13 protein-coding genes are annotated in these 23,688 nt (G+C 46.3%); 1 reads left to right on the forward strand and 12 read right to left on the reverse strand.

The window, feature by feature from the left end; translation table 11 throughout:
• The 3 genes from mutS to glf all read right to left on the reverse strand — a co-directional run bounded on the left by mutS (nt 1) and on the right by glf (nt 5,261).
• Entirely contained in the window at nt 1–2,619 is a 2,619-nt protein-coding gene (gene mutS / locus AR1Y2_RS11530; RefSeq protein WP_137329085.1) for a DNA mismatch repair protein MutS, read from the reverse strand.
• Nucleotides 2,612–4,024, reverse strand: a complete 1,413-nt coding sequence (miaB, locus tag AR1Y2_RS11535) for a tRNA (N6-isopentenyl adenosine(37)-C2)-methylthiotransferase MiaB (RefSeq protein ID WP_137329086.1) — start codon at nt 4,022–4,024, stop codon at nt 2,612–2,614. The genes mutS and miaB overlap by 8 nt, the downstream gene beginning before the upstream one ends.
• A gap of 133 nt (nt 4,025–4,157) precedes the next feature.
• Entirely contained in the window at nt 4,158–5,261 is a 1,104-nt protein-coding gene (glf, locus tag AR1Y2_RS11540) for a UDP-galactopyranose mutase (protein WP_137329087.1), read from the reverse strand.
• Nucleotides 5,262–5,411: 150 nt separating this feature from the next.
• Between glf and AR1Y2_RS11545 the strand changes: the two genes are divergently transcribed.
• On the forward strand, nt 5,412–7,046 hold the full coding sequence (locus AR1Y2_RS11545) for a Na/Pi cotransporter family protein (RefSeq protein ID WP_137329088.1): 1,635 nt from the start codon (nt 5,412–5,414) through the stop codon (nt 7,044–7,046).
• On the opposite strand, the gene AR1Y2_RS11550 is transcribed toward AR1Y2_RS11545, so the two are convergent.
• From AR1Y2_RS11550 to smc, 9 genes are all read right to left on the reverse strand, one after another.
• Nucleotides 7,041–8,966 (reverse strand): glycoside hydrolase family 13 protein, encoded by a 1,926-nt coding sequence (locus tag AR1Y2_RS11550; protein ID WP_137329089.1) that lies wholly within the window; start codon nt 8,964–8,966, stop codon nt 7,041–7,043. The two genes, AR1Y2_RS11545 and AR1Y2_RS11550, sit on opposite strands and share 6 nt — an antisense overlap.
• 15 nt (nt 8,967–8,981) lie before the next feature.
• Nucleotides 8,982–11,435 (reverse strand): glycogen/starch/alpha-glucan phosphorylase, encoded by a 2,454-nt coding sequence (locus tag AR1Y2_RS11555; RefSeq protein ID WP_137329090.1) that lies wholly within the window; start codon nt 11,433–11,435, stop codon nt 8,982–8,984.
• Nucleotides 11,436–11,461: 26 nt separating this feature from the next.
• A complete protein-coding gene (gene glgA / locus AR1Y2_RS11560; protein ID WP_207670567.1) occupies nt 11,462–12,913 on the reverse strand; it encodes a glycogen synthase GlgA in 1,452 nt (483 codons plus the stop codon).
• The gene (gene glgD, locus AR1Y2_RS11565; protein ID WP_137329091.1) at nt 12,906–14,039 is read right to left on the reverse strand and encodes a glucose-1-phosphate adenylyltransferase subunit GlgD; all 1,134 of its coding nucleotides are present in this window, start codon (nt 14,037–14,039) and stop codon (nt 12,906–12,908) included. Before glgD ends, glgA begins: the two co-directional genes overlap by 8 nt.
• 13 nt (nt 14,040–14,052) lie before the next feature.
• The gene (locus tag AR1Y2_RS11570) at nt 14,053–15,237 is read right to left on the reverse strand and encodes a glucose-1-phosphate adenylyltransferase (RefSeq protein ID WP_137329092.1); all 1,185 of its coding nucleotides are present in this window, start codon (nt 15,235–15,237) and stop codon (nt 14,053–14,055) included.
• 23 nt (nt 15,238–15,260) lie between these two features.
• Complete coding sequence (gene glgB, locus AR1Y2_RS11575; RefSeq protein ID WP_137329093.1) at nt 15,261–17,543, reverse strand: 1,4-alpha-glucan branching protein GlgB; 2,283 nt, start codon at nt 17,541–17,543, stop codon at nt 15,261–15,263.
• Between the two features lie 404 nt (nt 17,544–17,947).
• Nucleotides 17,948–19,165, reverse strand: a complete 1,218-nt coding sequence (gene ilvA, locus AR1Y2_RS11580; protein WP_137329094.1) for a threonine ammonia-lyase — start codon at nt 19,163–19,165, stop codon at nt 17,948–17,950.
• Nucleotides 19,166–20,098: a signal recognition particle-docking protein FtsY gene (gene ftsY, locus AR1Y2_RS11585; protein WP_137329095.1), complete on the reverse strand. Its 933-nt coding sequence runs from the start codon at nt 20,096–20,098 to the stop codon at nt 19,166–19,168.
• Between the two features lie 24 nt (nt 20,099–20,122).
• Nucleotides 20,123–23,686, reverse strand: coding sequence for a chromosome segregation protein SMC (smc, locus tag AR1Y2_RS11590; RefSeq protein ID WP_137329096.1), 3,564 nt, complete (start codon nt 23,684–23,686; stop codon nt 20,123–20,125).
• Nucleotides 23,687–23,688: the final 2 nt, after the last annotated feature.

Raw genomic sequence — 23,688 nt, forward strand, 5'->3', positions numbered from 1 at the left:
CTATTCCTCTTCCCTAAGTTTGTTCTGCAGAATATACAAATAGTTCAACGCTTCCAGCGGGGTCATTCCTGACAGATCCTTTTCTCTGATCTCCGCCATAAACGGGTGCTCCATGGTCGGCTCGCTGTCATTGGCAAACAAAGACAGCTGCTGCGGCTCATCGGACACCTGTATCTTCTGTGCCTTGGAGACAATGTCACTGTCACTTAATTCAGCCACAATCTCTTTGGCCCTCTGGATGACCATATCCGGAACTCCTGCAAGCTTGGCCACCTGGATTCCATAGCTCTTGTCAGCCCCGCCTTTTACAATCTTTCTCAAAAACACGATGTTGTCACCCTGTTCTTTAACCGCAATGCAGTAATTGTTTACACTGGTGATCTTTCCTTCCAGCTCTGTCAGTTCGTGATAGTGAGTGGCAAACAGCGTCTTGGCTCCCAATAGTTTAGAATTGCTGATATACTCCACAACGGCCCATGCAATGCTCAGTCCGTCATAGGTACTGGTCCCCCGTCCGATCTCGTCCAGAATCAGCAGACTGTCCTTTGTGGCATTCCTTAAAATATTAGCCACCTCACTCATCTCCACCATAAAGGTGCTCTGTCCGCTGGCCAGATCATCGGATGCCCCCACCCTTGTAAAGATCCTGTCTACAATACCGATGTTGGCTTTCATGGCCGGCACAAAGGAGCCGATCTGCGCCATCAGTACGATCAGGGCAGACTGCCTCATATATGTTGATTTTCCAGCCATATTCGGACCGGTGATGATGGATACCCGGTGCCGTTTGCTGTCCAGATAAGTATCGTTGGCAATGAACATGTCATTGGACATCATCTGTTCTACCACTGGGTGGCGGCCCTCCTTGATGTCAATTAGACCTTTTGTGTTCAGCTTTGGCCGTACATAACCGTTTCTCTCCGCAACATAAGCCAAGGAGCAGAGCACATCCAGATAGGCGATCACTCCCGCACTTTTCTTGATTCTCTCCATCTCTCCGGCCAGCGTTTCCCGAATCGACACAAAGGTCTCATATTCCAGAGCGCAGAGTTTGTCCTCCGCTCCAAGGATCGTATCCGCCAGCTTGTTTAATTCCTCTGTCGTGTATCTCTCGGAATTGGCAAGGGTTTGTTTCCGTATGTAATGCTCCGGCACTTTGTCCTTATAAGAATTGGTCACATCCAGATAATATCCGAACACCTTGTTAAACTTCACCTTCAGGTTCTTAATGCCGGTGGCCTGCCTCTCCCTCTCTTCCAACTCCATGAGCCACTGCTTTCCGTCGGTCTTGGCACTTTTAAGCTGGTCGATCTGTTCTGAGAAGCCGTCTTTGATGATGCCCCCTTCTTTAATGGAAATGGGAGGCTCCTCGATCACTGCATCCTCCAGAAGCCCTGCCACATCCTCCAGTACGTCCAATTCCTCCCGAAGCCCGGTCAACAGGCCGTCACTGCATTCTTCCAGAATGGTCTTGATGGGCGGCAGCCACTGGAGCGATACCTTCAATGCAATCATATCTCTTGGATTCACCGTCTGGTAACTGACCTTCGTCATAAGCCGTTCCAGGTCATAGACCGGATTTAAATACTCCCGGATCTCCTCCCGGACAATGGCCTGCTTTGTCAGCGTGGTCAGTGCCTCATACCGCTCCTCAATCTTATCACGGTCGATCAATGGCTGCTCGATCATACTTCTTAAAAGCCTGGCTCCCATAGCCGTCTTGGTCTTATCCAATACCCCCAGAAGAGAACCCTTTTTTCTTTTATCTCTGAGGGTCTCGCACAGCTCCAGATTTCTCCGGCTGGAACTGTCAATGATCATAAATTCGCTTGTCTCATACGGTGATATTGACATAAGATGATTCAACGCATTTTTCTGCGTTTCATGGAGATAGAGCAGCATGGCACCGGTGGCGATGATGCCCATAGGATGGTCCGATAAGCCCAGACCGCTGAGATTCCCCACATGGAACTGGGACTTGATGGCGGCTGTTCCCTGCTCCTCATCAAAATAATAGTGGTCAATACTGGAGACGGATACCCCGAGTTTATCTTTGATCAGGCCAATATCCGCACCGCTGATCATAAAAGCGTCGTTGCAGATGATCTCTGCCGGTGCAAATTTAAAGATCTCATCCACTACCTTTTGCAGCTCATCCATGGAGGTGGTCCGGAAATCTCCGGTTGTGACATCCACCACAGACAACCCAAAATTATCGTCGCTGCAGAAGACACACATAAGATAATTGTTTTTTTCGTCATCTAAGCTCTGCTGGGAAATATTTGTTCCCGGCGTCACAATCCTGATAACTTCTCTTTTTACGATCCCCTTGGTCTGCTTCGGATCCTCCACCTGCTCACAGATGGCAACCTTATATCCCTTTTCCACCAGTTTATTCAAATAGGAATCCACCGCGTGAAACGGGATGCCGCACATTGGAGCGCGCTCTTCCATTCCGCAGTTTTTCCCTGTCAGTGTAATTTCTAATTCCCTGGAAGCCGTCGTGGCATCTTCAAAGAACATTTCATAAAAATCTCCCAGCCTGTAAAACAGGATGCAATCCTGATTCTGTTCTTTGATCGCCATATACTGTTCCATCATTGGAGTTAATTTAGCCATTTACCTGTTCTCCCATATAATAAAAACCTTTTTCTTCCGTAATTTTCACGTGGACGATCTGCCCGATCAGGCTTTCGTCCCCCTTAAAATGTACTAATATATTGTTGGAAAGGCGTCCTGTGACCATGCCGTCCTCGTGTGTATTCTTTTCCTCCACCAACACCTCTTCTACTTTTCCGATTCCTTCCTTCCGGTTGTCCTTAGAGCTCTCCTTGATCACCTCAAGCAGACGCTGGAATCGCCTTTTCACTACGTCTGGCTCCACTTGATCTTCCATGGCGGCCGCCGGTGTCCCTGTTCTTTTTGAATAGACAAAGGTATAGGCGCTGTCGAACTTGACCTTTCTGACCACATCCAGGGTTTCCTCAAAGTCTTCCTCTGTCTCCCCTGGAAATCCCACGATAATGTCCGTGGTCATGGCAATGCCCGGTATCTTCTCCTTGATCCTTTCTGTCAGAGCCAGATAGCTCTCCTTGGTATAATGTCGGTTCATCAGCTTTAAGATCCGGCTGCTCCCTGACTGGACCGGCAGATGCATGTGGCGGCCAATCTTTTTGGAGGATGCCATTACGTCGATGAGTTCGTCTGACAGATCTTTCGGATGTGGTGTCATAAACCGGATGCGTGAAAGCCCTTCGATCTGTTCGATCATGGACAGAAGTTCTGCAAAGCTCACCGGCTCATCCAGGTTCTTGCCGTAAGAATTTACATTCTGCCCGAGCAGCATCACTTCCCGGACTCCCTCTTTCACAAGTCCCTCGATCTCCCGTATAATGTCCTCCGGCTTCCGGCTTCTCTCCCGGCCTCTCACATAGGGGACAATACAGTAGCTGCAGAAATTGTTGCAGCCGAACATAATATTGACTCCGCATTTAAAAGAAAACTTCCGGTCGCTTGGAAGATCCTCCACGATCTGGTCCGTGTCCTTCCAGATGTCCACGATCATTCCGCCGGAATCTACTCTGGCCTTCAACAACTCTGCCAATTTAAAGATATTGTGGGTGCCGAAAATAAGATCCACAAACGGATAGCTCTTTCCGATCTTCTCCACAACCTGTTCTTCCTGCATCATACAGCCGCAGAGCCCTACGATCATTTCTGGATTCTTCTCCTTGGCTTTCTTTACATGACCCAGATGCCCATACAGCTTTGTATTGGCATTCTCCCGGACTGTACAAGTATTAAAAAGGACCAGATCCGCCTGTTCCGTGTCGGTTTCCTCGTATCCGATCGTCTCCAGAACCCCCAGAAGTTTTTCTGAATCCTTTTCATTCATCTGACAGCCGAAGGTAGTGATATGGCAGGTGAGCCGTCTGCCCAGACGTTCTTCCTGTGCCTTTACCCATCCCTTCATCCCTTCCATATAGGAATACTGTTTTTGTGCTTCATTTTTATATGTTGGCATTGGTATTTCTCCGTTCTTTTTCATTTCTTGACATATGGAATCTATTATAACAATATTTAAAAAATCGTGCAAATCCATAAACAATGAAAAAAGCCCAAATCCTGAAAAGAATTTGGGCGGTTTCCATCTCCGTCTAAAGATTCAGCCGGTCTTTGGCAAAACAGAGTGCTGACTCTATCACCTTGTCCATGTCATAATACTTGTATTCTCCGAGCCTTCCGCCGAACAGGACCTTTTCTTCCTGATCCGCCAGATCACGGTATTTTTGAAACAACTGATTATTTTTCTCATCATTCACCGGATAGTAGGGTTCCATGCCGTCATCCCACTCCACCGGATATTCCTCAGTGACCACTGTGTTCTTCTGTGTGCCGAACGCAAAATGCTTGTGCTCGATCTTTCTCGTGTACGGTGTCTCCCGGTCAGTATAATTCATGACCGCCACACCCTGATGGTTCTCTTCCTCCAGTACCTGATGTTCAAACTTTAAGCTTCTGTAGGAAAGTTTTCCGAACCGGTATCCATAATAGGAATCAATGGTACCAGTGTAGATCACCTGGTCTCCGAGACGTGAAAGTTCCTCTCTCTTTTCTAAAAAATCTGTGGAAAGCATAACATCGCAGCCTTCGTACAGCTTGCTGATCAACTCATTATAACCTTTTTTAGGAATACCCTGATGTGGATCGTTAAAATAGTTGTTATCGTAAATGTACCGGACAGGGATCCTCTTGATAATCGAAGCAGGCAGGTCCCTGCAGTCTCTTCCCCACTGCTTTTCTGTGTAACCTTTGATCAGCTTTTGGTAGATATCCGTACCTACCAGGCTGATAGCCTGTTCTTCAAGATTTTCCGGCTCTCCTTCTACAGCCTGTCTCTGGGATTCTATGATCTTTTTCGCCTCAGAAGGAAATGCGATCCCCCACATCTTGCTGAATGTGTTCATGTTAAAAGGAAGATTATATGTCTCACCGTGATAGTTCGCCACCGGACTGTTGATGTAGTGGTTAAATTCCACCAGCGAAGTTACATACTCCCACACTTCCTCATTGCTTGTGTGAAAAATATGTGCCCCGTATTCGTGGACCATAATGCCCTCCACATCCCTGCACATGATATTTCCACCCAGGGCCTCTCTCTTTTCTACTACCAGACAGGTTTTCCCCTGCTTTCTCGCTTCTCTGGCAATGACTCCGTTAAAAAGTCCGCCGCCGACTAAAATATAATCATAATGTTTCATAAACTTCCTCCTTATATTTGGTTTATTATACCTTGTCCCAAGAAAAATGACAATCTGTTTTTCTTGTCTCTTTGCTCCTTTTAAAGTAAAATAGAAGTAACGAGTTTGTAAAATCTATGTTAAAGTGCATACAAAACCAAGGAGGCAGCAATGAGTTCTTTTTTATTACCGATGGCCGGCGGTCTGGGCCTGTTTTTATACGGAATGAAATTAATGAGCGACGGTCTTGAAAAAGCCGCCGGGGCAAGACTTCGGGGAATCCTGGAGTTCTTTACAACCAACCGTTTTTCAGGGATGCTGGTGGGCATCTTTTTTACGGCCATCATTCAGTCGTCGAGCGCTTCCACAGTTATGGTCGTAAGCTTTGTCAATGCAGGACTCATGAATCTTTCCCAGGCAGCGGGCGTTATCCTGGGAGCCAACATCGGAACCACAGTAACCTCCCAGCTGGTTGCCTTTAACTTATCAGATGCCGCACCTATTTTTTTGATGTCCGGAGTGGTCATGGTCATGTTCGTCCAAAACCCCAGAATCAAGAAAGCCGGAGAGGTAGTCTTGGGCTTCGGTGTTTTATTCACCGGCCTTACGACCATGTCCTCCACCATGTCCTTCTTAAAAGACTCCCCGGCTGTCATGAACGCTCTCGCCGGATTGGACAACCATTTTGCCGCCGTGCTCATCGGCTTTGTGATCACTGCGATCCTGCAGAGTTCCTCCGTGACCGTCAGCATTGTACTCCTGATGGCCTCCCAGGGTCTTCTGGATCTGCCGATCTGCTTCTTTATCATCCTCGGCTGTAACATGGGCTCCTGTGTATCAGCTCTCTTGGCCAGCTTAAGCGGTAAGAAAAATGCAAAACGGGCCGCAGTGATCCATTTTTTATTTAACATATTCGGAAGCGCGGCTATCTTTACCGTACTCACCTTCTTTCTTTATCCGATCTCAGAGATGATCTTACATATATCAAGTGGAAATGTTGGGCGGAGTGTCGCCAATGCTCATACATTCTTTAAGATCTTTGAGGTTCTGATCATGTTTCCAAGCACAGGCCTGATCGTAAAACTGGCGGAAAAAATTGTTCCCGGCGATGAGGAGAAGCCTTCCGCCTCTGAGCTTAATTTTATCGGGGAATACCGTTCTCCGATCTCAGCCATCCCTCAGGTCCGCCAGGAAATCTCCCGTATGGCAGAGCTTGCCAACAAAAACCTTGAACTGGCTTTCCAGGCTTTCTTAAACTGCAATACAAAGCATCTGGGTGAGATCTATCAGCGGGAAGAGGAAATCGACAGCTTAAGCCAGAAGATTACGGACTTCCTTGTCAACTCAAACCTTCAGGAACTGCCGGTCGGTGACCGTGAGATCCTGGGCAGTATGTTCTATGCCGTTGGGGATATTGAACGGATCGGTGACCTTGCCGAGAACTTCGCTGACAGCGCCCGTTCCGCAGCTGACCACAATTCCCGCCTGAGCAAGGATGCCAAGCGTGAACTGGTCAATATGTATAACGCAGTTTCTGCTCTGCTTGAGGATGCCGTTGTGATCTTTAAAGAACATAAAAAAGAAATGATTCCTGAATTTTATAAACACGAACAGGCCATCGATGCCATGGAGCGCCGCTATCAAAAGCGCCATCTAAACAGAATGGCCCAGGGCATCTGTGAGCCCCGGGCCGGTCTGTTATTTTCTGATATGCTTTCATCCCTGGAGCGGATCGCTGACCATGGAACAAATATTGCATTCTCCGTGATGGATCCGTCTGACGAAGAACTGCTGGTTGAATCATGACAGATGCATGATCTTATAGTCTAATTTCTGTACCTTTGTGTGAACGCGGGTGTTATCAAGCATTTTGATGAGACGCCTGTGTTCTTCCTCCGGTACCCCTTCTTTGTGATCCAGGAAATCAAAATCAATCTCTTCTTCCTCGTCACTTGTATTTACAAGCAGAAGGTAAGCTCCCTGGTTACACGGTTCCCCAAAGACATCCTTTGTTCCCGGAACAAATCTGAGAATCGCCAAAACATGTTTTGATGCGGCGATATAAAGGGCATAACCCGTCTGCAGGATCTTCTCTCTGCTCCGGAAAACGGAAACTGTTTTCAGTTCCTCAAATATCTTTGTGTCATGTTTAAACATCGGTCCCCTGTTAAAAGGATCCATCAATCCGTTCATTCCATATTCATCTCCATAATAGATCGATGGGATTCCCGGAATAAAAAACTGGATCGCAAAAGCCAGCCTGGAAAGCCTTGCTCCTTTGCGGTCATTTTCTGATGTGACCACATAGTCAATCTGATTTTCCCTGGACGGCAGCATCTCATTCATGCCTGATGCCAGAGTGGTCCGGATCCTTGGGATATCATGAGATGACAGCAGGTTCATCACGCTGTAATAAAACGGTTTTGGATAGTTACACTGCTGCCCCAGCAAAAACTGCTGCATTGCATACGCGTCCTCATTCCCAAGCAGATAGTTGACACAGTTTACTTTAAACGGATAGTTCATGGTACTGTCAAGCCCTTTGCCGAGAGCATACTTTCTCTTGACGCCGTAGCTCTCTTTGGTGGTGACATCCTCCCAGACTTCCCCGATCAAAGCGTAATTCTTAAACATCTTTTTCATTGTCTTGCGCATCAGGAAAATAAACTCATCCGGAAGCTCATCCGCTACATCCAGGCGGAATCCGGAAGCCCCCAGAGTAAACCAGTGCTTTAATACGGAGTCTTTTCCCGTGATGATATACGATAAAAAGCGTTCATTCAGTTCATTGACTTCCGGAAGGCTTCTAAATCCCCACCAGCTTTTGTAGTCTCCTTTACTGTCAAAGGAGTACCAGTCATAAAACGGCGACTCCTGGCTCTGATATGCGCCGACACTCTTATAATTTCCATTCTTGTTAAAGTAAAGGCTGTCTGCCCCTGTATGGGAGAAAACACCATCCAAAATAATATGGATCCCTTTTCTTCTTGCAACTTCACATAACTCTCTGAAGTCCTCATTATCCCCAAGGAACGGATCTACTTTTTTATAATTGCCGGTATTGTACCTGTGATTGGAACTGGACTCCACAATCGGATTCAGATAGATGCATGTAACACCCAGCTTTTTCAAATCATCCAGGTGCTTTTTGATCCCTTCCAGATCCCCGCCGAAGAAATCACACGGATCGTAGAATTCTTTTCCCTCCATCGGCCCGAACAGCGGCCGTTCTTCCCAGCTTTTGTGCACGTAAATATCACGGCCCATTTTTCTATGGTATTCTTCTCCCTTTTCGGTGTTTTGCCGGTTTCCCTGGCAGAACCGGTCCGGGAATATCTGATACATAATGCCTTTTGAAAGCCATCTAGGCGTTTCAAACCCTCTTTCGTATACAGTTATCTGAAAACCGCGGACATCTTCCTCTACCTGCATACCCTCTCCGCAGGTGCGTCCCGGCTTTGCCCCGTAATAATACGTGTAGTTCCCTTCTGTGATCCTGAAGTAATACCATAGGATACACGCTTTTTCCGGCATCTCTATGATACATTCATAGATGCCCTTTTTCTCTCTCATTGGAAAGGTCTTATGATACTCTTCCGAAAATAAGACCACTTCCACAGTCGCAGCAGTTCCCTCTAAGGCAAAAAGGCGAAGTTTTACCTCTTCGCCTTTTGTGACAGCCCCGATGGGTTCTCTGTACTGCTCAATTGATGCATTATGGATCATGTTCTCTCACCCTGCCTATTTATATGTTGGTAAATTCCAGATCTTATCATTGTACTCTTCGATTGTACGGTCAGAAGAGAAAAATCCGGATTTGGCGGTATTAATCACCGCTTTTTTCACCCATTCATCATGGTGATTGATATAAGTGTCATATACCTTCTCAAATTCTTCCACATAAGAAGGCAGATCATACAGGACAAAGTACTGATCTGGTATATTATACTCCCCAAACAGCAGAGACTGATAAATATCAGAGTATTTTCTCTTACCGTACCGAGGAAGTTCCCCTGCGATCAGACAGTTACACACTTCACGGATCATTGGGTTTTTCTCAAAAATGGTACCCGGGTTGTAAGTCCGGTATTGTTTCATAGAATTAATCTCATCCACAGTGGCTCCGAAAATAAAGATATTATCGTCCCCTACCTGTTCAAAGATCTCCACATTGGCGCCGTCCATGGTACCGAGTGTCAAAGCACCGTTCATCATAAACTTCATGTTTCCGGTTCCGGAAGCTTCCAGTCCGGCTGTGGAAAGCTGCTCGCTGATGTCCGCTGCCGGGATCAGAACTTCTGCCACAGACACAGAGTAGTTCTCTACAAAGACAACCTGCATCTTATCTTTGGTATCCGGATCGTTGTTGACCATATCCCCGATGGAATTGATCAGACGAATGATCTCCTTAGCCCTCTGGTATCCAGGAGCCGCTTTCGCACCGAAAATAAAGGTGATCGGTTTGCTTAAGAAGTCCGGATTTTTCTTCACCTGTTTGTACAGATAAATAATATGAAGGCATTTTAACAGCTGTCTCTTATACTCATGAAGACGTTTGCACTGTACATCGATCAGAGAATCCGGATTAATCTCGATGCCCTGTTTCTGTTTCAGATACTTGGCGAGCCTTTTTTTATTGCGCTGCTTGATGGCGTCATACTTTTTGCAGAAGTCTGCGTTGTCTGCCAACGGAAGGATCTTCTCAAACAGACGGTAGTCTGAAAGAATGTCACCCCTGACATGTTCCTGAATCAGGTCGCACAGTTCCGGATTTGCCAGGGCAAGCCATCTTCTGTGGGTGATACCGTTGGTAATGGCAAGATACTTCTGAGGATAAATATTGTAGGAATCGTGGAACAGATTCGTTTTCAAAATGTCTCCGTGAAGTTGTGACACCCCGTTTACCCTGTGGCAGACTGCCACGCACAGGTTGGCCATACGGATCTGGTTATTGCCGATGATGGACATATAGGCGATCTTCGCCTCGTCGTTTGGATAATAAGTCCTTAAGCGCTCACAGTACTTCTGGTTCATGATGCAGATGATCTGATAGATCCTCGGCAGCAGAAGTTTGAACATATTTTCGTCCCAGCACTCCAGGGCTTCAGCCATGATCGTATGGTTCGTATAATTGAAGATCTGGCTTACAATATCCTCTGCTTCCTCCCATCCAAAGCCTTCCTCATCCATGAGGATCCTCATAAGTTCCGGAATGGCCAGGGTAGGATGGGTATCGTTGATCTGCACTGCGGCATACTCAGGCAGTGTATGGAGATCTCCTCTTTTTTCCTTGTGATTTTTCACCATGAGCTGCATGGTCGCAGACGTCAGGAAGTAGAACTGTTTTAATCTTAAAAGTTTTCCCTGCATATGGTCATCTGCCGGATACAGCACCTTGGAGATTACCTCTGCAAACTCTGAATCAGCAGAAGCCTTCTCATATCTTCCCTCATTAAAGGAGTGCAGGTCGAAATTCTGTTTGCTTCTTGCGCTCCAAAGTCTCAATGTAGCAGGAGCGTTTGTCTTGTATCCCATCACTGGTACATCGTAAGGGACTGCAAGCACCGTATGATAGTTGTAATGCTCAATCTTTAATCCGTCCTCGGTCCAGTTTTCTTTGATCTCACCGTTAAAGCGAACCTCCATGGCAAGCTCCGGTCGTTCCACCTCCCATACAAAACCGTCTCTCAGCCAGTCATCCTCTACCTCTACCTGACTGCCGTCAATGATCTTCTGCTGGAACAGACCATATTCATAGCGGATACCGCATCCGATGGCCGGCAGGTTCAGTGTGGACAAGGAATCCAGGAAACATGCGGCCAAACGTCCCAATCCGCCGTTTCCAAGTCCAGGATCACTCTCCTCGTCTAAGATGTCATCGAAATCGATTCCCATCTTCTCAAACGCTTCTTTGTAGTCCTTAAAGACCCCGGAATTGATCAGGTTGTTGCTGTACGCTCTTCCCATAAGGAATTCTGCGGACATATAATATAACTTTTTCAGCCCCAGATCCTCTGTCTTCTTCCGGCTCTTTGTCCAGAGATGCATGATATCATCCCGAATGCAGCCAGCTCCGGCTTTATAAAGCTCATCCCTGGTTGCCTCCTCCAATGTTGTTCCGAAATTATTGTTCAGTTTGTTTTCAACATTGCTGATGATCTCCTGAACTTTGCTGTTATTGTTTACAATTTTCATCCTCTGTTGCTCCTTTCACCAGTTGTCTAAAGAATGCTCTGGTATAATTCTAGATATTTTCTGGCTGATGACGCAAAACTATTGTCAGACTCCATCGCCCTTTGGATCAGGCCTTTCTTACGCTTTGGACTGCGCAGTGTATTCAATGCGTAACGGATGACTCCAAGCATCTCGTGTGCATTATAATTTCTGAAAGAAAATCCGTTTCCTGTCTCTTCAAATTCATTGTAGCTTTGAACCGTGTCACAAAGCCCACCTGTTTCACGGACGATCGGCAGAGTTCCATACCGAAGCGCGATCATCTGAGAAATACCGCATGGTTCAAATTTGGAAGGCATAAGGAACAGGTCGCTGGCCGCATAAATCTGATGAGCCACCGCATTGTTGTATGCGATATATGAGCATACTCTACCCTTATACTTATTCTCCATAAAGCGGAAAAATTCTTCGTAATCATGGTCGCCGGTGCCTAACACAACGAAAGCAATATCCTCCGTACATATAAGTTCATCCAGAATATACTTAACTAGATCCAACCCCTTCTGTGCGGTCAGGCGGCTTACCATGCCTATGATCGGTACCCCCGGAGATATATTAAGCCCCAGGTCCCTGATCAGCTTTTCTTTGTTCTTCTTTTTCCCAGTCAGATCATCCTTGTTAAAATGATATTCCAGGTAAGGATCCGTCTCGGGATCAAACTCTTCTGTGTTGATGCCGTTTACGATTCCCCATGTATCCCACGCTCTGGCATTTAAGATACCTTCCAGCCGATAGGAGAATTCCGGAGTCTTGATCTCCTGTGCATAAGTCGGGCTGACAGTGCTGATGCGGTCAGCGAACACAAGTGCCGCCTTCATAAAACTGGCACACTCATAGTTATGCATAAATTCCGGAGTATCATATCTCGGATCGATCCCCAGCCAGTGATGGAACGCGTCAAAACTGTACTCACCTTGATACATCATATTGTGGATCGTAAAGATCGTCCTTGCCCGTCCAATCTCCCAATGGCTGTACTGGGTTTTCAAAAGAAGCGGGATCAACCCGGTCTGCCAGTCATTGCAGTGCAGCACATCCGGAAGGAATCCGATCCTTCCGGCAGCCTCTACCACTGCCCGGCAGAAAAATGCATACTGCTCTCCTTCTGCGTCGCCGCCTCTGTAAACCGCATCGCCGAAATATTCTTCATTGTCTATAAAATAGTATGTGACATCGTTGAAAAACAATCCTTCAACTCCCACATAGACTTCTCTTCCTGCAAAATGAACAAAAAAGTCTGCCATATGCTTTGTCTGAGCTGCGTATTTATCTTTTATCTGACGGTGGAACGGCATCATGACTCTGGCATCCACCTGGAGCTTATTGAGCTCCTTAGGCAGAGTACCGATGACATCGGCAAGGCCTCCCAGCTTTACAAAGGGAGCGCATTCCGCTGCAACCATCAGTACATTCATCATACACTCATTCCTTTTATTCATTGACGCTGGCTCCCTTCGGTATAAACACCGGATGCTGTTTTGATCCGGATAAATGTGCGTTAGAATAGATCTTCACATGGCGGTCCATGATGGTATGGTTGATATCTGCACCTTTTCCGATAAATCCTTCTGCCATTACGATGGAATTTTTGATCACCGCCCCCTTCTCGATCTGACATCCACGGAAGATCACAGAATTTTCAACAGTTCCGTCCACTTCACAGCCGCTGCTGATCAGGCTGTTGCTGATATTAGCCTCAATGCCGTAGCGGGCAGGAGCACTGTCGCTTGTCCTTGTATATATCTTATTCTTACCGAAAAACAGTTCTTTTTGCACGTCCTGTTTTAATAAATCCATATTGATGTTATAGTATGCCTCAACAGATGTAATGCATCCAACATACCCTTTATACTCATAACCCTGTATAAACAGACGGTCAAAGTTTGGAACGAGAACATCAAAGAAGAAATGCTTCCTGTTGTGAGAAACTGCTTCCTGGATGAAATCAATCAAAAGTTCCCGTTTCATGATATAGACATCCATACTTTTCTTGCCGTAACGGTGTTTTGTCTCAGAATAACACATGTCAGTGATGCGTCCGCTCTCATCCGGTTTCAGGTAAACGCCGTCATAATCGCAGTTGGTAGCGTCATTACTGTTATCAAAATACATCATGGAAATGTCTGCTCCGCTCTCAATGTGCTTTTCCAGCATTTCATTAAAATCAGAGTTAAAGATCACATAGGAACGCCCTAACAGAATATACGGCTCGGAGGCTTTCTTAAGAAATCCTAATGTTCCTCTCAGACCGTCCATAACACTGGCGTATTCGCCTGACCTTCCGCTTCCGGATATGTAAGGAGGGAATGTATAGAGTCCTCCGCGTTTTCTGTTAAGTCCCCAGTCCTTTCCTGATCCCACATGATCCATCAGAGAACTGTAGTTGTATCTTGTCATGATTCCGACATTTTTGATCGCAGAGTTTACCATATTGCTCAGGAGGAAATCTATGGTCCGATATCTTCCGCCTACCGGAAGAGCCGATAAGCTCCTGGTACGCACCAAATCCTGAAGTTTTCTGTTTTCTTCTCCTGCGTTTATGATTCCAAGCATTTGATTTTCCATAGTTTCTACCTCCCTAGTGTAAAATAGATTCCGGATAGATCATTGCACCATCCTCAACGACTGCATCTTCCAGTACCACACTGTGATAGCCGATGACGGTAACCTCGTTGCCCTCTCCGACTTTGCTTCCTTCTTCCACAACAACTTCTTCGTCAATGATCGCTTTGTTGATCTCGCTGTTTTCCCGGACGATGGAATCCTTCATAATGACACTGTTCTTTACGACAGCTCCCTTTCCGATCTTTACGCCGGAATGGATGACACAGTTTTCCACCGTTCCTTCAATGAAAGAACCATCTGCAATGATGCTCTTTTTCACACTGGCACCCTCTGCTATGTAATGAGGAGGAAGTCCATAAGTCCTTGTGTAGACTTTCAGCTTGTCATCATTTAAGTTGAGCTGAGGATTTTCTTCCAATAGTTCCATGTTTGCTTCCCAAAGGCTGGAGATCGTTCCTACATCTCTCCAGTATCCGTCAAAGCTGTAAGCATACATCTTCTTTCCTTCCTCCAGCATTCTCGGAATGATATTCTTTCCGAAATCATGCTCGGAATCCGGATCATTGGCATCATCGATCAAATACTGGCGGATCAATTTCCATTTGAACACATAAATACCCATGGATGCTTTTGTGCTCTTTGGATGAGCCGGTTTTTCCTCAAACTCCTCGATCTTATTTTCCTCGTCCGTATTCATGATACCAAAACGCTTTGCTTCCTCCAATGTAACTTCCAGCACAGAGATTGTACAGTCCGCGCCTTTTTTCTTATGGTAGTTCAGCATTTTCTGATAATCCATGCAGCAGATCTGGTCACCAGATAAAACAATGATATGGTCTGGATCGTAATTATCAATAAAGTTGATATTCTGGTAGATGGCATCGGCAGTTCCCCGGTACCAGTTACCTTGTTCTCCTCTTACATACGGAGGAAGGACAAAAGCGCCTCCGTTCATATTGTCCAGGTCCCAGAACCCTCCGGTTCCGATATATGAATTCAGTTCCAAAGGCTCATACTGAGTCAGGACACCCACAGTATCAATTCCTGAATTCGCGCAGTTGGATAACGGAAAATCTATAATCTTGTATTTACCGCCGTAGGGAACAGCAGGCTTTGCCTTCTTCTGGGTCAACGCAAATAATCGGCTTCCCTGGCCGCCTGCCAGCAACATTGCCACACACTCTTTTTTTGTAATCATAGTTTTCCTCCTTCTCACAATGCCTAATTTGTTTCTTTTTTATCTGCACTCTTCGATGCTGTTGTCTTTTTAGTGGATTCTACAGTCTGCTGTTTTCCTTCTTTTTTGGTCTCCTCCTTCTTAGATTTTTGTTTATCATTTGTTGCTTGTTCTGCTTTCTTTTCTGTCTTCTCCACTTTTTTCACCGTAGCTGATCTTGGAGTTTCTTTTTTCTCCGCTGCCGGTTTTGCGGTCTTTGTAATTTCTTCTTTTACCGCTGCCGGTTTTGCGGCCTCCTTTTTCTCAGGTGTTTTTACTGTCTCAGCCTTTGTTTGTTCTGGCGCCTTCGACGCTGTCTTCTTGGCTGTTGTCTTCTTTGGCTCCGCCTTCTTTTTAGCCGGTGTATCTTCCAGCGTATATTTATACATAACGACACTGAGCGGCTTTAATGAAAGTACCGCATAGTGCTCGTAGGCGTTTCTCTTTCCTTTGATCTTCTTTTTGCGCACTTTTGCTGACTTCTGGCTGACTTCTCCATCTCCTCCGAACGCCTTCTCGCTGCTGTCCAAAATCTTGGTTAGTTTGCCGTCCTTCGGCATCGGGATGTGATATTTATCCCATTCGACCGGTGTAAAGTTGCAGACACAAACGATCTGTTCCTGAGGTTTCCCTCTGCGTTTTTTTGATTTTCTGATAAATGCCACCACACTGTGGTCCGCATCCTTCTGGAGCAGCCACTCAAAGCCCTCCGGTTTGTTGTCTAATTCATAGAGCGCCGGTTCTTTGCGGTAAAGCTCGTTTAAGTTTGCCACATACTCATTCATCGTTCTGTGGGTCTCATACTCATCGATCAGGAACCAGTCTAATTCTTCCTTGTCTCTCCATTCTACAAACTGTGCAAAGTCATCTCCCATAAAGAGCAGCTTCTTACCGGGATGTGCGTACATAAATCCATATAGCGTTTTCAGTGACGCAAACTTCTGCTCGTATTCTCCAAACATCTTATTGATCATAGAGCCTTTTCCGTGCACGACTTCATCATGGGAATACGGCAGGATATAATTTTCACTGTAAGCATAATCCATGGAGAATACGATTGCTCCGTGGTTCTCTTTGCGGAACAGAGAATCAAGCTCCATATAATAGAGAGAGTCATGCATATATCCCATGTTCCACTTATATGTAAATCCAAGTCCTTCCTCGTCATCAATGTCGCTGGTCACCTTCGGATAGGCTGTTGATTCTTCCGCAACCGTAATGAACCCGTCAAAGTTGGAGCGCATGGTACGATTTAAATTCTTCAGAAAATCTACTGCCTCGTAGTTGATATTTGTTCCGTCTTCATTCGGTACAAATTCTCCTGGTTTCTTCCCGAAATCCAGATACAGCATGGCGCTGACCGCATCGATCCGAATACCGTCAATGTGGTATTTCTCCGCAAAAAATACAGCACTGGAGATCAAGAAACTCTGTACTTCCGGTTTGCCGTAGTTGAACAGCAGTGTCCCCCAATCCGGCTGGCTTCCTTTTCTCGGATCCGCATGATCGTAAATGTGAGATCCGTCAAACAATGCAAGACCATGTTCATCTCTAGGAAAATGAGCCGGAACCCAGTCTAAGATCACGCCGATATCTGCTCTGTGGAGCTTGTCAATAAAATACATAAAATCTTCTGGCGTTCCATAGCGTGAAGTTACAGAGTAGTAACCTGTCACCTGGTATCCCCAGGACAGATCATAAGGATATTCTGTCACCGGCATCAACTCTACATGGGTATATCCCATCTTTTGCAGATACGGTACAAGCATGTCCGCAATCTCACGGTAATTATAAAACTCCCTGTCTTCCTCTTTCGGCATCTTCCATGTGCCCAAGTGCATCTCATAGACAGACATAGGCTGGCTTACATCCTGCTTTTTCTTTCTGCGGCTTATAAACCGCTTGTCCCTCCAGGAGAAACCATCCAGTTCATCCCAGACCACAGATGCAGTGTCAGGCCTGTTCTCAGAATGGAACGCAAACGGATCGCTTTTGTATCTGCATCTGCCGTCCATACCCTCCACGTAATATTTATATAAATCGCCTTTTTCCAGTCCTTCAACCTGGATGGAATAAATCCCTTTTTCCGTCTGCTTCATCGGATGTGACAGTGGATTCCACTGGTTAAAGTCTCCGACCAGGCTGACAGATTTCGCATTGGGAGCCCATACTACAAACTCGTGGGCATCCGCTTCCTTCAAGTAGTGGCATCCAAACATTAAATATGCTTTCTGCGCTTTTCCCGTCTGAAATAAATATAAGTCCTCTTTACTAATGTTTGTTTCCATGGGATATATCCTCCTCCTTCAAATACATAATAATTATTATATGTACAAGCTCATAAAAAAAGTGCAAATTTCACCATTTTGTCCTTGCAAATGGTCAAAATCACACTTCCTAATCTACTTAAAAAAAATTTCTGTATAACTAGAACGTAACCGATGCTGTCCTTTACAAGATCAAATTGCTGACATCTGTTTCATAAACCTATTATAACATAAAAAGGGGACTTTATACAACAAATTGTACAAAATTTAATACACTTTTCCCGTCCTTTTTTTGTTAATTTTGAAAACCTCAATTTTGCACTTTTTGTTACATACGGCTGCATCAAAAAGTGCAAAAAAACAGTTTCTGTCTTTAACGGAAACTGTTTTTTTGAAAACTCTCAATTTATCATTTGTTAAAACTGTTAGAATACACTTTTTGAACTCCTGATCTCAGGTTTATATCCGGTGTCCTGTAGTGCTTTGATGATCTTATTTTTATGTTCGGTGCCAAAGGCCTCCATCGTGATCGTCAGCTCCACTGCACTGTTCCTGTTAATGCTGACAAACTGGTTATGTTCCAATTTTACAATGTTGCCCTGGGCCTGTGATATGACCTTGGAGACCCTTGTGAGTTCTCCCGGTTTATCCGGCAGGAAAACAGAAACTGTGAAAATACGGTCTCTGATGATCAGCCCATGCTGTACCAAAGAAGCAATTGTGATCACGTCCATATTGCCGCCGCTGATGATCGGGACAACTTTTTTTCCTTCGGCTTTTAAGTGCTTTAATGCAGCAATGGTCAGAAGGCCTGAATTCTCCGCAAGCATTTTGTGGTTTTCCAGAAGGTCCAAAAAGCACGGGATCAATTCCTCATCTTCCACTGTGATGATATCATCGATATTATTCTGTATGTACGGAAAAATCTTTTTCCCAGGAGTCTGCACGGCTGTACCATCGGCGATAGTATTTACATGGTCGCAGGAGATCACTTTCCCCGCTTCCAGGGATGCCTTCATACACGCTGCCCCTGCAGGTTCTACACCGATCACCTTGATCTTAGGATTCAAGAGCTTGGCAAGTGTTGAGACACCGGTCGCAAGGCCGCCCCCGCCAATAGGCACAAGGATATAATCTACTGTAGGAAGTTCTTTAAAAATGTCCATGGCGATGGTTCCCTGTCCGGTCGCCACTTCCAGGTCGTCAAACGGATGCACAAAGGTAAAACCTTTATCTTCGGCAAGCTTCAGCGCGTGATCGCATGCCTCATCGTAAACATCTCCGTGGAGGACTACTTTAGCTCCCAGATCCTTTGTACGGTTTACTTTCAAAAGCGGAGTCGTAGTCGGCATGACGATGGTGGCCTTCACTCCCTGTCTCTTTGCCGCCAGGGCCACTCCCTGTGCATGGTTTCCCGCCGAAGCGGTGATCAGTCCTTTTGCCTTTTCTTCTTCATTCAAAGTGCTGATCTTATAATAAGCGCCGCGGATCTTATAGGCCCCTGTTAACTGCATGTTTTCCGGTTTTAAATAAACCAGGTTTCCTGTCTGCTCAGAAAAGTATTCACTTTTCATCAGCTTTGTGGGCAGAACGATCTCTTGTACCTTATCGTACGCTTTTTCAAACTTGTTTAATGTTAACATCTATTCATCTCCTCTATCAAACAGTGCATTCACAAACATATCCGGATCGAACGGCTGCAGGTCATCCACCTGTTCGCCGATACCGATATACTTCACCGGAATTCCCAACTCTGCCTGGATCGCTATGGCGATCCCTCCTTTTGCTGTCCCGTCTAATTTGGTCAGAATAATACCAGAGATGTCCGTTGCCTCTTTAAACTGTTTTGCCTGCGCAAGAGCATTCTGTCCCGTGGTTCCGTCCAGAACGATCAGAGTCTCCTTATACGCTTCCGGGTATTCCCGTTCTACGATGCGGTTGATCTTTTTAAGCTCATCCATCAGGTTCTTTTTATTGTGAAGCCTTCCCGCCGTGTCGCAAAGAAGCACATCCACATTCCTTGCTTTCGCCGCAGAGACCGCGTCAAATACCACAGCTGCCGGATCTGCGCCTTCCGCCTGGCTGATGATATCCACGCCTGCGCGCACAGACCACTCCTTCAGCTGTTCGATGGCGCCTGCCCGAAACGTATCCGCCGCTGCCATCATGACCTTCTTACCCTCGCCTTTCAGCAGGGAAGCCATCTTACCAACGGATGTAGTTTTACCAACACCATTGACACCAATGACTAAGACCACACTTTTCTTATCTTTAAAATCATAAGCCTCGTCCCCGAGCTTCATCTGCTCTTTGATGGAATCTATGAGGACCTGCCTGCATTCCTCAGGCTCCTTGATCTTTTCTTCTTTGACTTTTTGTTTCAGATTCTCAATGATACTCATGGTCGTATCAATTCCCATGTCACTCATGATCATGATCTCTTCCAGCTCTTCGTAGAAATCATCATCAATGCTGGAAAAGCCTTTAAAAATAGAATCAAACCCTGAAGCTATATTGTCTCTGGTCTTTGTAAGCCCCTCTGCCAGTCTGCTAAAGAATCCTTTCTTTTCTGCCATTTTAAATCTCCTTCCCGTCTTCGTTTACTCGTCCAGATCGTTTTCGATCAGGCTCACGGATACCAGAGTGGAAATACCCTTTTCCTGCATGGTGATTCCATATAAAATATCCGCTGCTGTCATTGTACCACGTCTGTGGGTAATTACAATAAATTGTGTCTCTTTTGTAAGCTTATGCAGGTATTGTGCAAATCTTGCCACGTTGGAGTCATCCAGCGCCGCCTCGATCTCATCCAGCAGACAGAACGGAGACGGCTTCAGATTCTGGATGGCAAACAGAAGGGATATGGCAGTCAGTGCTTTTTCTCCTCCGGACAGCTGCATCATGTTTTGAAGCTTCTTGCCTGGCGGCTGCGCTATGATCCGGATACCGGATTCCAGCACATCGTCGTCTGTGAGTTCCAGACGCGCATATCCTCCGCCAAACAGTTCCTGAAATACATTTTGGAACATTTCCTGGATATCTTTAAACTTCTCTTGAAACTGGTTCTTCATGGCGGCTTCCAGTTCGTCGATGAGACCCACAAGATGTGCCTCTGCCTTCACGATATCCTCATGCTGTTTTTTCAAGAACTCGTATCGCTCCAGCACATCCTTGTAGTCATCAATGGCGTTTACATTGACCGGTCCCAGATCTTTCATCTGCGCTTTGAGCTCTGCGATCTTCTTTTTTAACTCCTGGAGGCTTTCCGCCGGCTGTTCGACGCCTGCGGCCGCTTTTGCCTGATGGTATGTAAGCTCATAGTTTTCCCACATATAGTTCAGCAGCTCCTGCTGCTTTTCATCGAACTTTTCTCTGGCTGAAGTGAGCCGGTAGACTTCCTTGTCAAACCCGTTCATACGCTCCATGAGTTCTTCCCTGGCGCCAAGGCTCTGCCGGTATCTCTCTTCCGTTTCCCCGAGTTTTCTCTGCCGGTCCAGGATCTGTTCTTCTTCTGTCTCGATCCACTGGTTTTTCGTAAGGACGGCCTGGCTTTTTTCCTCAATCTGCTTTTTAATGTCATCCATCGATGTCTCAATGGAACCTGTCTGCTTTCTCAGGGTATCCAGATCGTCTTCGATCTTGGAGATCTCCAGCCGTATCCTCTCGCTGTTGCTCATGATAAAATCCTGCTGCTGCTTGAGCTGCCCGGCTTTCATATGCGCCTCAGTGACTTCCCTGGCTTTTTCTTCTGCCTTGATTCTGGCCTCATCCAGACGTTGCGAAAGGGTTTGGATCTTTTGCTCCTCCGACTGGTTCGCCTCCTCCAGCACCTGCTTTTTGTCAGATAAAGAGGTCACGTCACCTTCCATGGAATTGTATTCCCGACGGAGCGACTGGGCCTGAGCAAGAAATTCCTGCTCCCTCTTTACTTCTTCCTCCATCTGCTTTTCAATGGATCTAAGTGTCATCACCACCGTATTCTCTCGGAGAGAATATTCCTGAATGCTGCTCTGCAGCCGTCTGATCCTTTCCCCGGCCTTTTGTAGCTCTGCCGTTTTTTCATCCAAAACTTCTGCAAAACTAGAAATCTGCTCCCTGTCTTTTGAAAGCTTCTGCTTTAACTCTTTTAACTCCCGGTTTCTTCCCAGTAGATTGCTCTTATTTTTGTAGGCACCTCCGGACATGGAACCTCCAGGGTTCAGAGCATCCCCTTCCAGTGTAACAATGCGGAAAGAATGATTGTATTTCCCCGCGATCCTGATACCGTCATCGATACTCTCCACCACAAGCACACGTCCTAAAAGGGAATGAAACAGGTCAGAAAACCGTTCGTCATAGCTGGCCAGCTGGTCACAGGTGCCGATGACACCCTCCTCCTTCAGTGCGTCAGGCCTCGGAAATCCTCCCCTGGACTTGATGGCATCCAAAGGCAGAAAGGTAACTCTTCCGTACCGGTTCCTTTTTAAGAATCCAATCATTTCTTTTGCTGTCTGCTGGGAGTCTGTTACCACATTCTGTATAGCTCCGCCCAGGGCGGTCTCCACAGCAAGCTCGTACTTTCTCTTTACCTTCATGATATCGGCCACTGCGCCGATGATTCCCGGCTGCTTGGCTTTCTGTTCCATGACCCTTTTGATGCCGAACCCATATCCCTCATAGCGTTCTGCCATGTTTCTCAGTGTTTCATAGCTGGACTGGCTGCGATGGAAGCTCTCTTTTTGGGACGCAAGGTTTTCCTGCGCTGAAGTTCTTTCTTTTTCCAGCACGGCGTAGAGATTTCTTTCCGCCACCAGGTCGTTTGAAAGCTTCTGTTTCTCCGCTAAAAGCCTCTGCTTTCTCTGATTTTCCTGCTGCTTTCTCTGTTCCTGTTCTATTCTGTGCTGCCTGGATTCCTGGGCCTGAGAATCAACATGGGAGATCCTCACCTCCAGCTGCTCGCGTACAGTCTCCACGTGCTGCAGCCGGTTGGATAGATTCATCTGATTGTTGGCAAAGCTTTGCTGGTTTCTCCTGACCTTTTCCAGTTCCGCTTCTGTGTCCTGGATCTCTTTCTGGAGAAATGCGACTTGGCTCTCACTCTCCACAGTTTCTTCCTGGGCTTTCTTTAACGCTTCTCTGATCTCTTCCTGTTCCCCTTGAAGCTTAGCAAGCTGGCTTTGCTTGTCTTCCTTTTCCCCGGCAAGACGCTGAATGTCAGAAGCCAGATGCGTCTCTCTCATGCGCTCCGTATTCATCTGTTCTCTCAGGACTTTGATCTGGCCTTCTTGCTTTTCTTTGTCCACCTTGGCTTCAGAAAGCCCTTCTGTCCTGGTTTCGATCTCAGACTTTAATTCGTTGAGTGCCTGATCCTGTTTTTCATACTCGGCTTTTGTCTGTTCCAGACGCCTTCCTGCATCGTCCACTTCCCTCTGGGCAATCGTTATCTTTTCGTCCAGGGCTTCCATCTCCTCTGAAAGCCTGCCGTTTTCCAGCAGGAACATGGAAGTATCATATTCTTTTAACCGGTCCCGGTATCCGAGATATTCCCTTGCCTTTTCAGACTGGTGCTTTAGCGGTCCCACCTGGCGTTCCAACTCAGAAAGAATATCAGTCACACGGTTTAAGTTGTCCCGTTCAGCCTCCAGAGACTTCTCGGTCTCAAGCTTGTTTTTCTTATACTTGACAATCCCGGCAGCCTCATCAAACAATTCTCTCCGGTCTTCCGGCTTTCCGCTCAGAATCTGGTCAATCTGGCCCTGCCCGATGATAGAATATCCTTCCTTTCCAATTCCAGTGTCAAAGAATAACTCTACGATATCCTTCCGCCTGCACGGACTTCCGTTCATCAAGTATTCACTTTCTCCGGAACGGTAAACCCTCCTGGCCACTGTCACTTCGTCAAACCCTATGGGAAGGCTCTGGTCACTGTTATCCATCGTGATAGCAACATAAGCAGAACCCATGGGCTTTCTCATCTCCGTGCCAGAGAAAATCACATCCTCCATCTTGGCGCCCCGAAGCTGTTTGGCGCTCTGTTCACCCAGCACCCACCGGACTGCATCCGCCACGTTGCTCTTTCCGCTCCCATTGGGTCCCACGATGCCCGTGATACCACTGTCAAATTTAAAAATCATTTTATTGGCAAAGGATTTGAATCCGTTTACTTCAATGCTTTTCAGATACATAG

Origin of the sequence: Anaerostipes rhamnosivorans (genome assembly GCF_005280655.1) — a bacterium.
Lineage (GTDB): Bacteria > Bacillota > Clostridia > Lachnospirales > Lachnospiraceae > Anaerostipes > Anaerostipes rhamnosivorans.

What these genes read in the sequence shown, in the direction of transcription:
- ftsY (WP_137329095.1), bottom strand. Translation starts at nt 20,098, where the DNA reads ATGGCAGAAAAGAAAGGATTCTTTAGCAGACTGGCAGAGGGGCTTACA.
- glgD (WP_137329091.1), bottom strand. Translation starts at nt 14,039, where the DNA reads ATGGAAAATCAAATGCTTGGAATCATAAACGCAGGAGAAGAAAACAGA.
- glf (WP_137329087.1), bottom strand. Translation starts at nt 5,261, where the DNA reads ATGAAACATTATGATTATATTTTAGTCGGCGGCGGACTTTTTAACGGA.
- AR1Y2_RS11545 (WP_137329088.1), top strand. Translation starts at nt 5,412, where the DNA reads ATGAGTTCTTTTTTATTACCGATGGCCGGCGGTCTGGGCCTGTTTTTA.
- ilvA (WP_137329094.1), bottom strand. Translation starts at nt 19,165, where the DNA reads ATGTTAACATTAAACAAGTTTGAAAAAGCGTACGATAAGGTACAAGAG.
- smc (WP_137329096.1), bottom strand. Translation starts at nt 23,686, where the DNA reads ATGTATCTGAAAAGCATTGAAGTAAACGGATTCAAATCCTTTGCCAAT.
- AR1Y2_RS11550 (WP_137329089.1), bottom strand. Translation starts at nt 8,966, where the DNA reads ATGATCCATAATGCATCAATTGAGCAGTACAGAGAACCCATCGGGGCT.
- mutS (WP_137329085.1), bottom strand. Translation starts at nt 2,619, where the DNA reads ATGGCTAAATTAACTCCAATGATGGAACAGTATATGGCGATCAAAGAA.
- AR1Y2_RS11555 (WP_137329090.1), bottom strand. Translation starts at nt 11,435, where the DNA reads ATGAAAATTGTAAACAATAACAGCAAAGTTCAGGAGATCATCAGCAAT.
- glgA (WP_207670567.1), bottom strand. Translation starts at nt 12,913, where the DNA reads ATGAATAAAAGGAATGAGTGTATGATGAATGTACTGATGGTTGCAGCG.
- AR1Y2_RS11570 (WP_137329092.1), bottom strand. Translation starts at nt 15,237, where the DNA reads ATGATTACAAAAAAAGAGTGTGTGGCAATGTTGCTGGCAGGCGGCCAG.
- glgB (WP_137329093.1), bottom strand. Translation starts at nt 17,543, where the DNA reads ATGGAAACAAACATTAGTAAAGAGGACTTATATTTATTTCAGACGGGA.
- miaB (WP_137329086.1), bottom strand. Translation starts at nt 4,024, where the DNA reads ATGCCAACATATAAAAATGAAGCACAAAAACAGTATTCCTATATGGAA.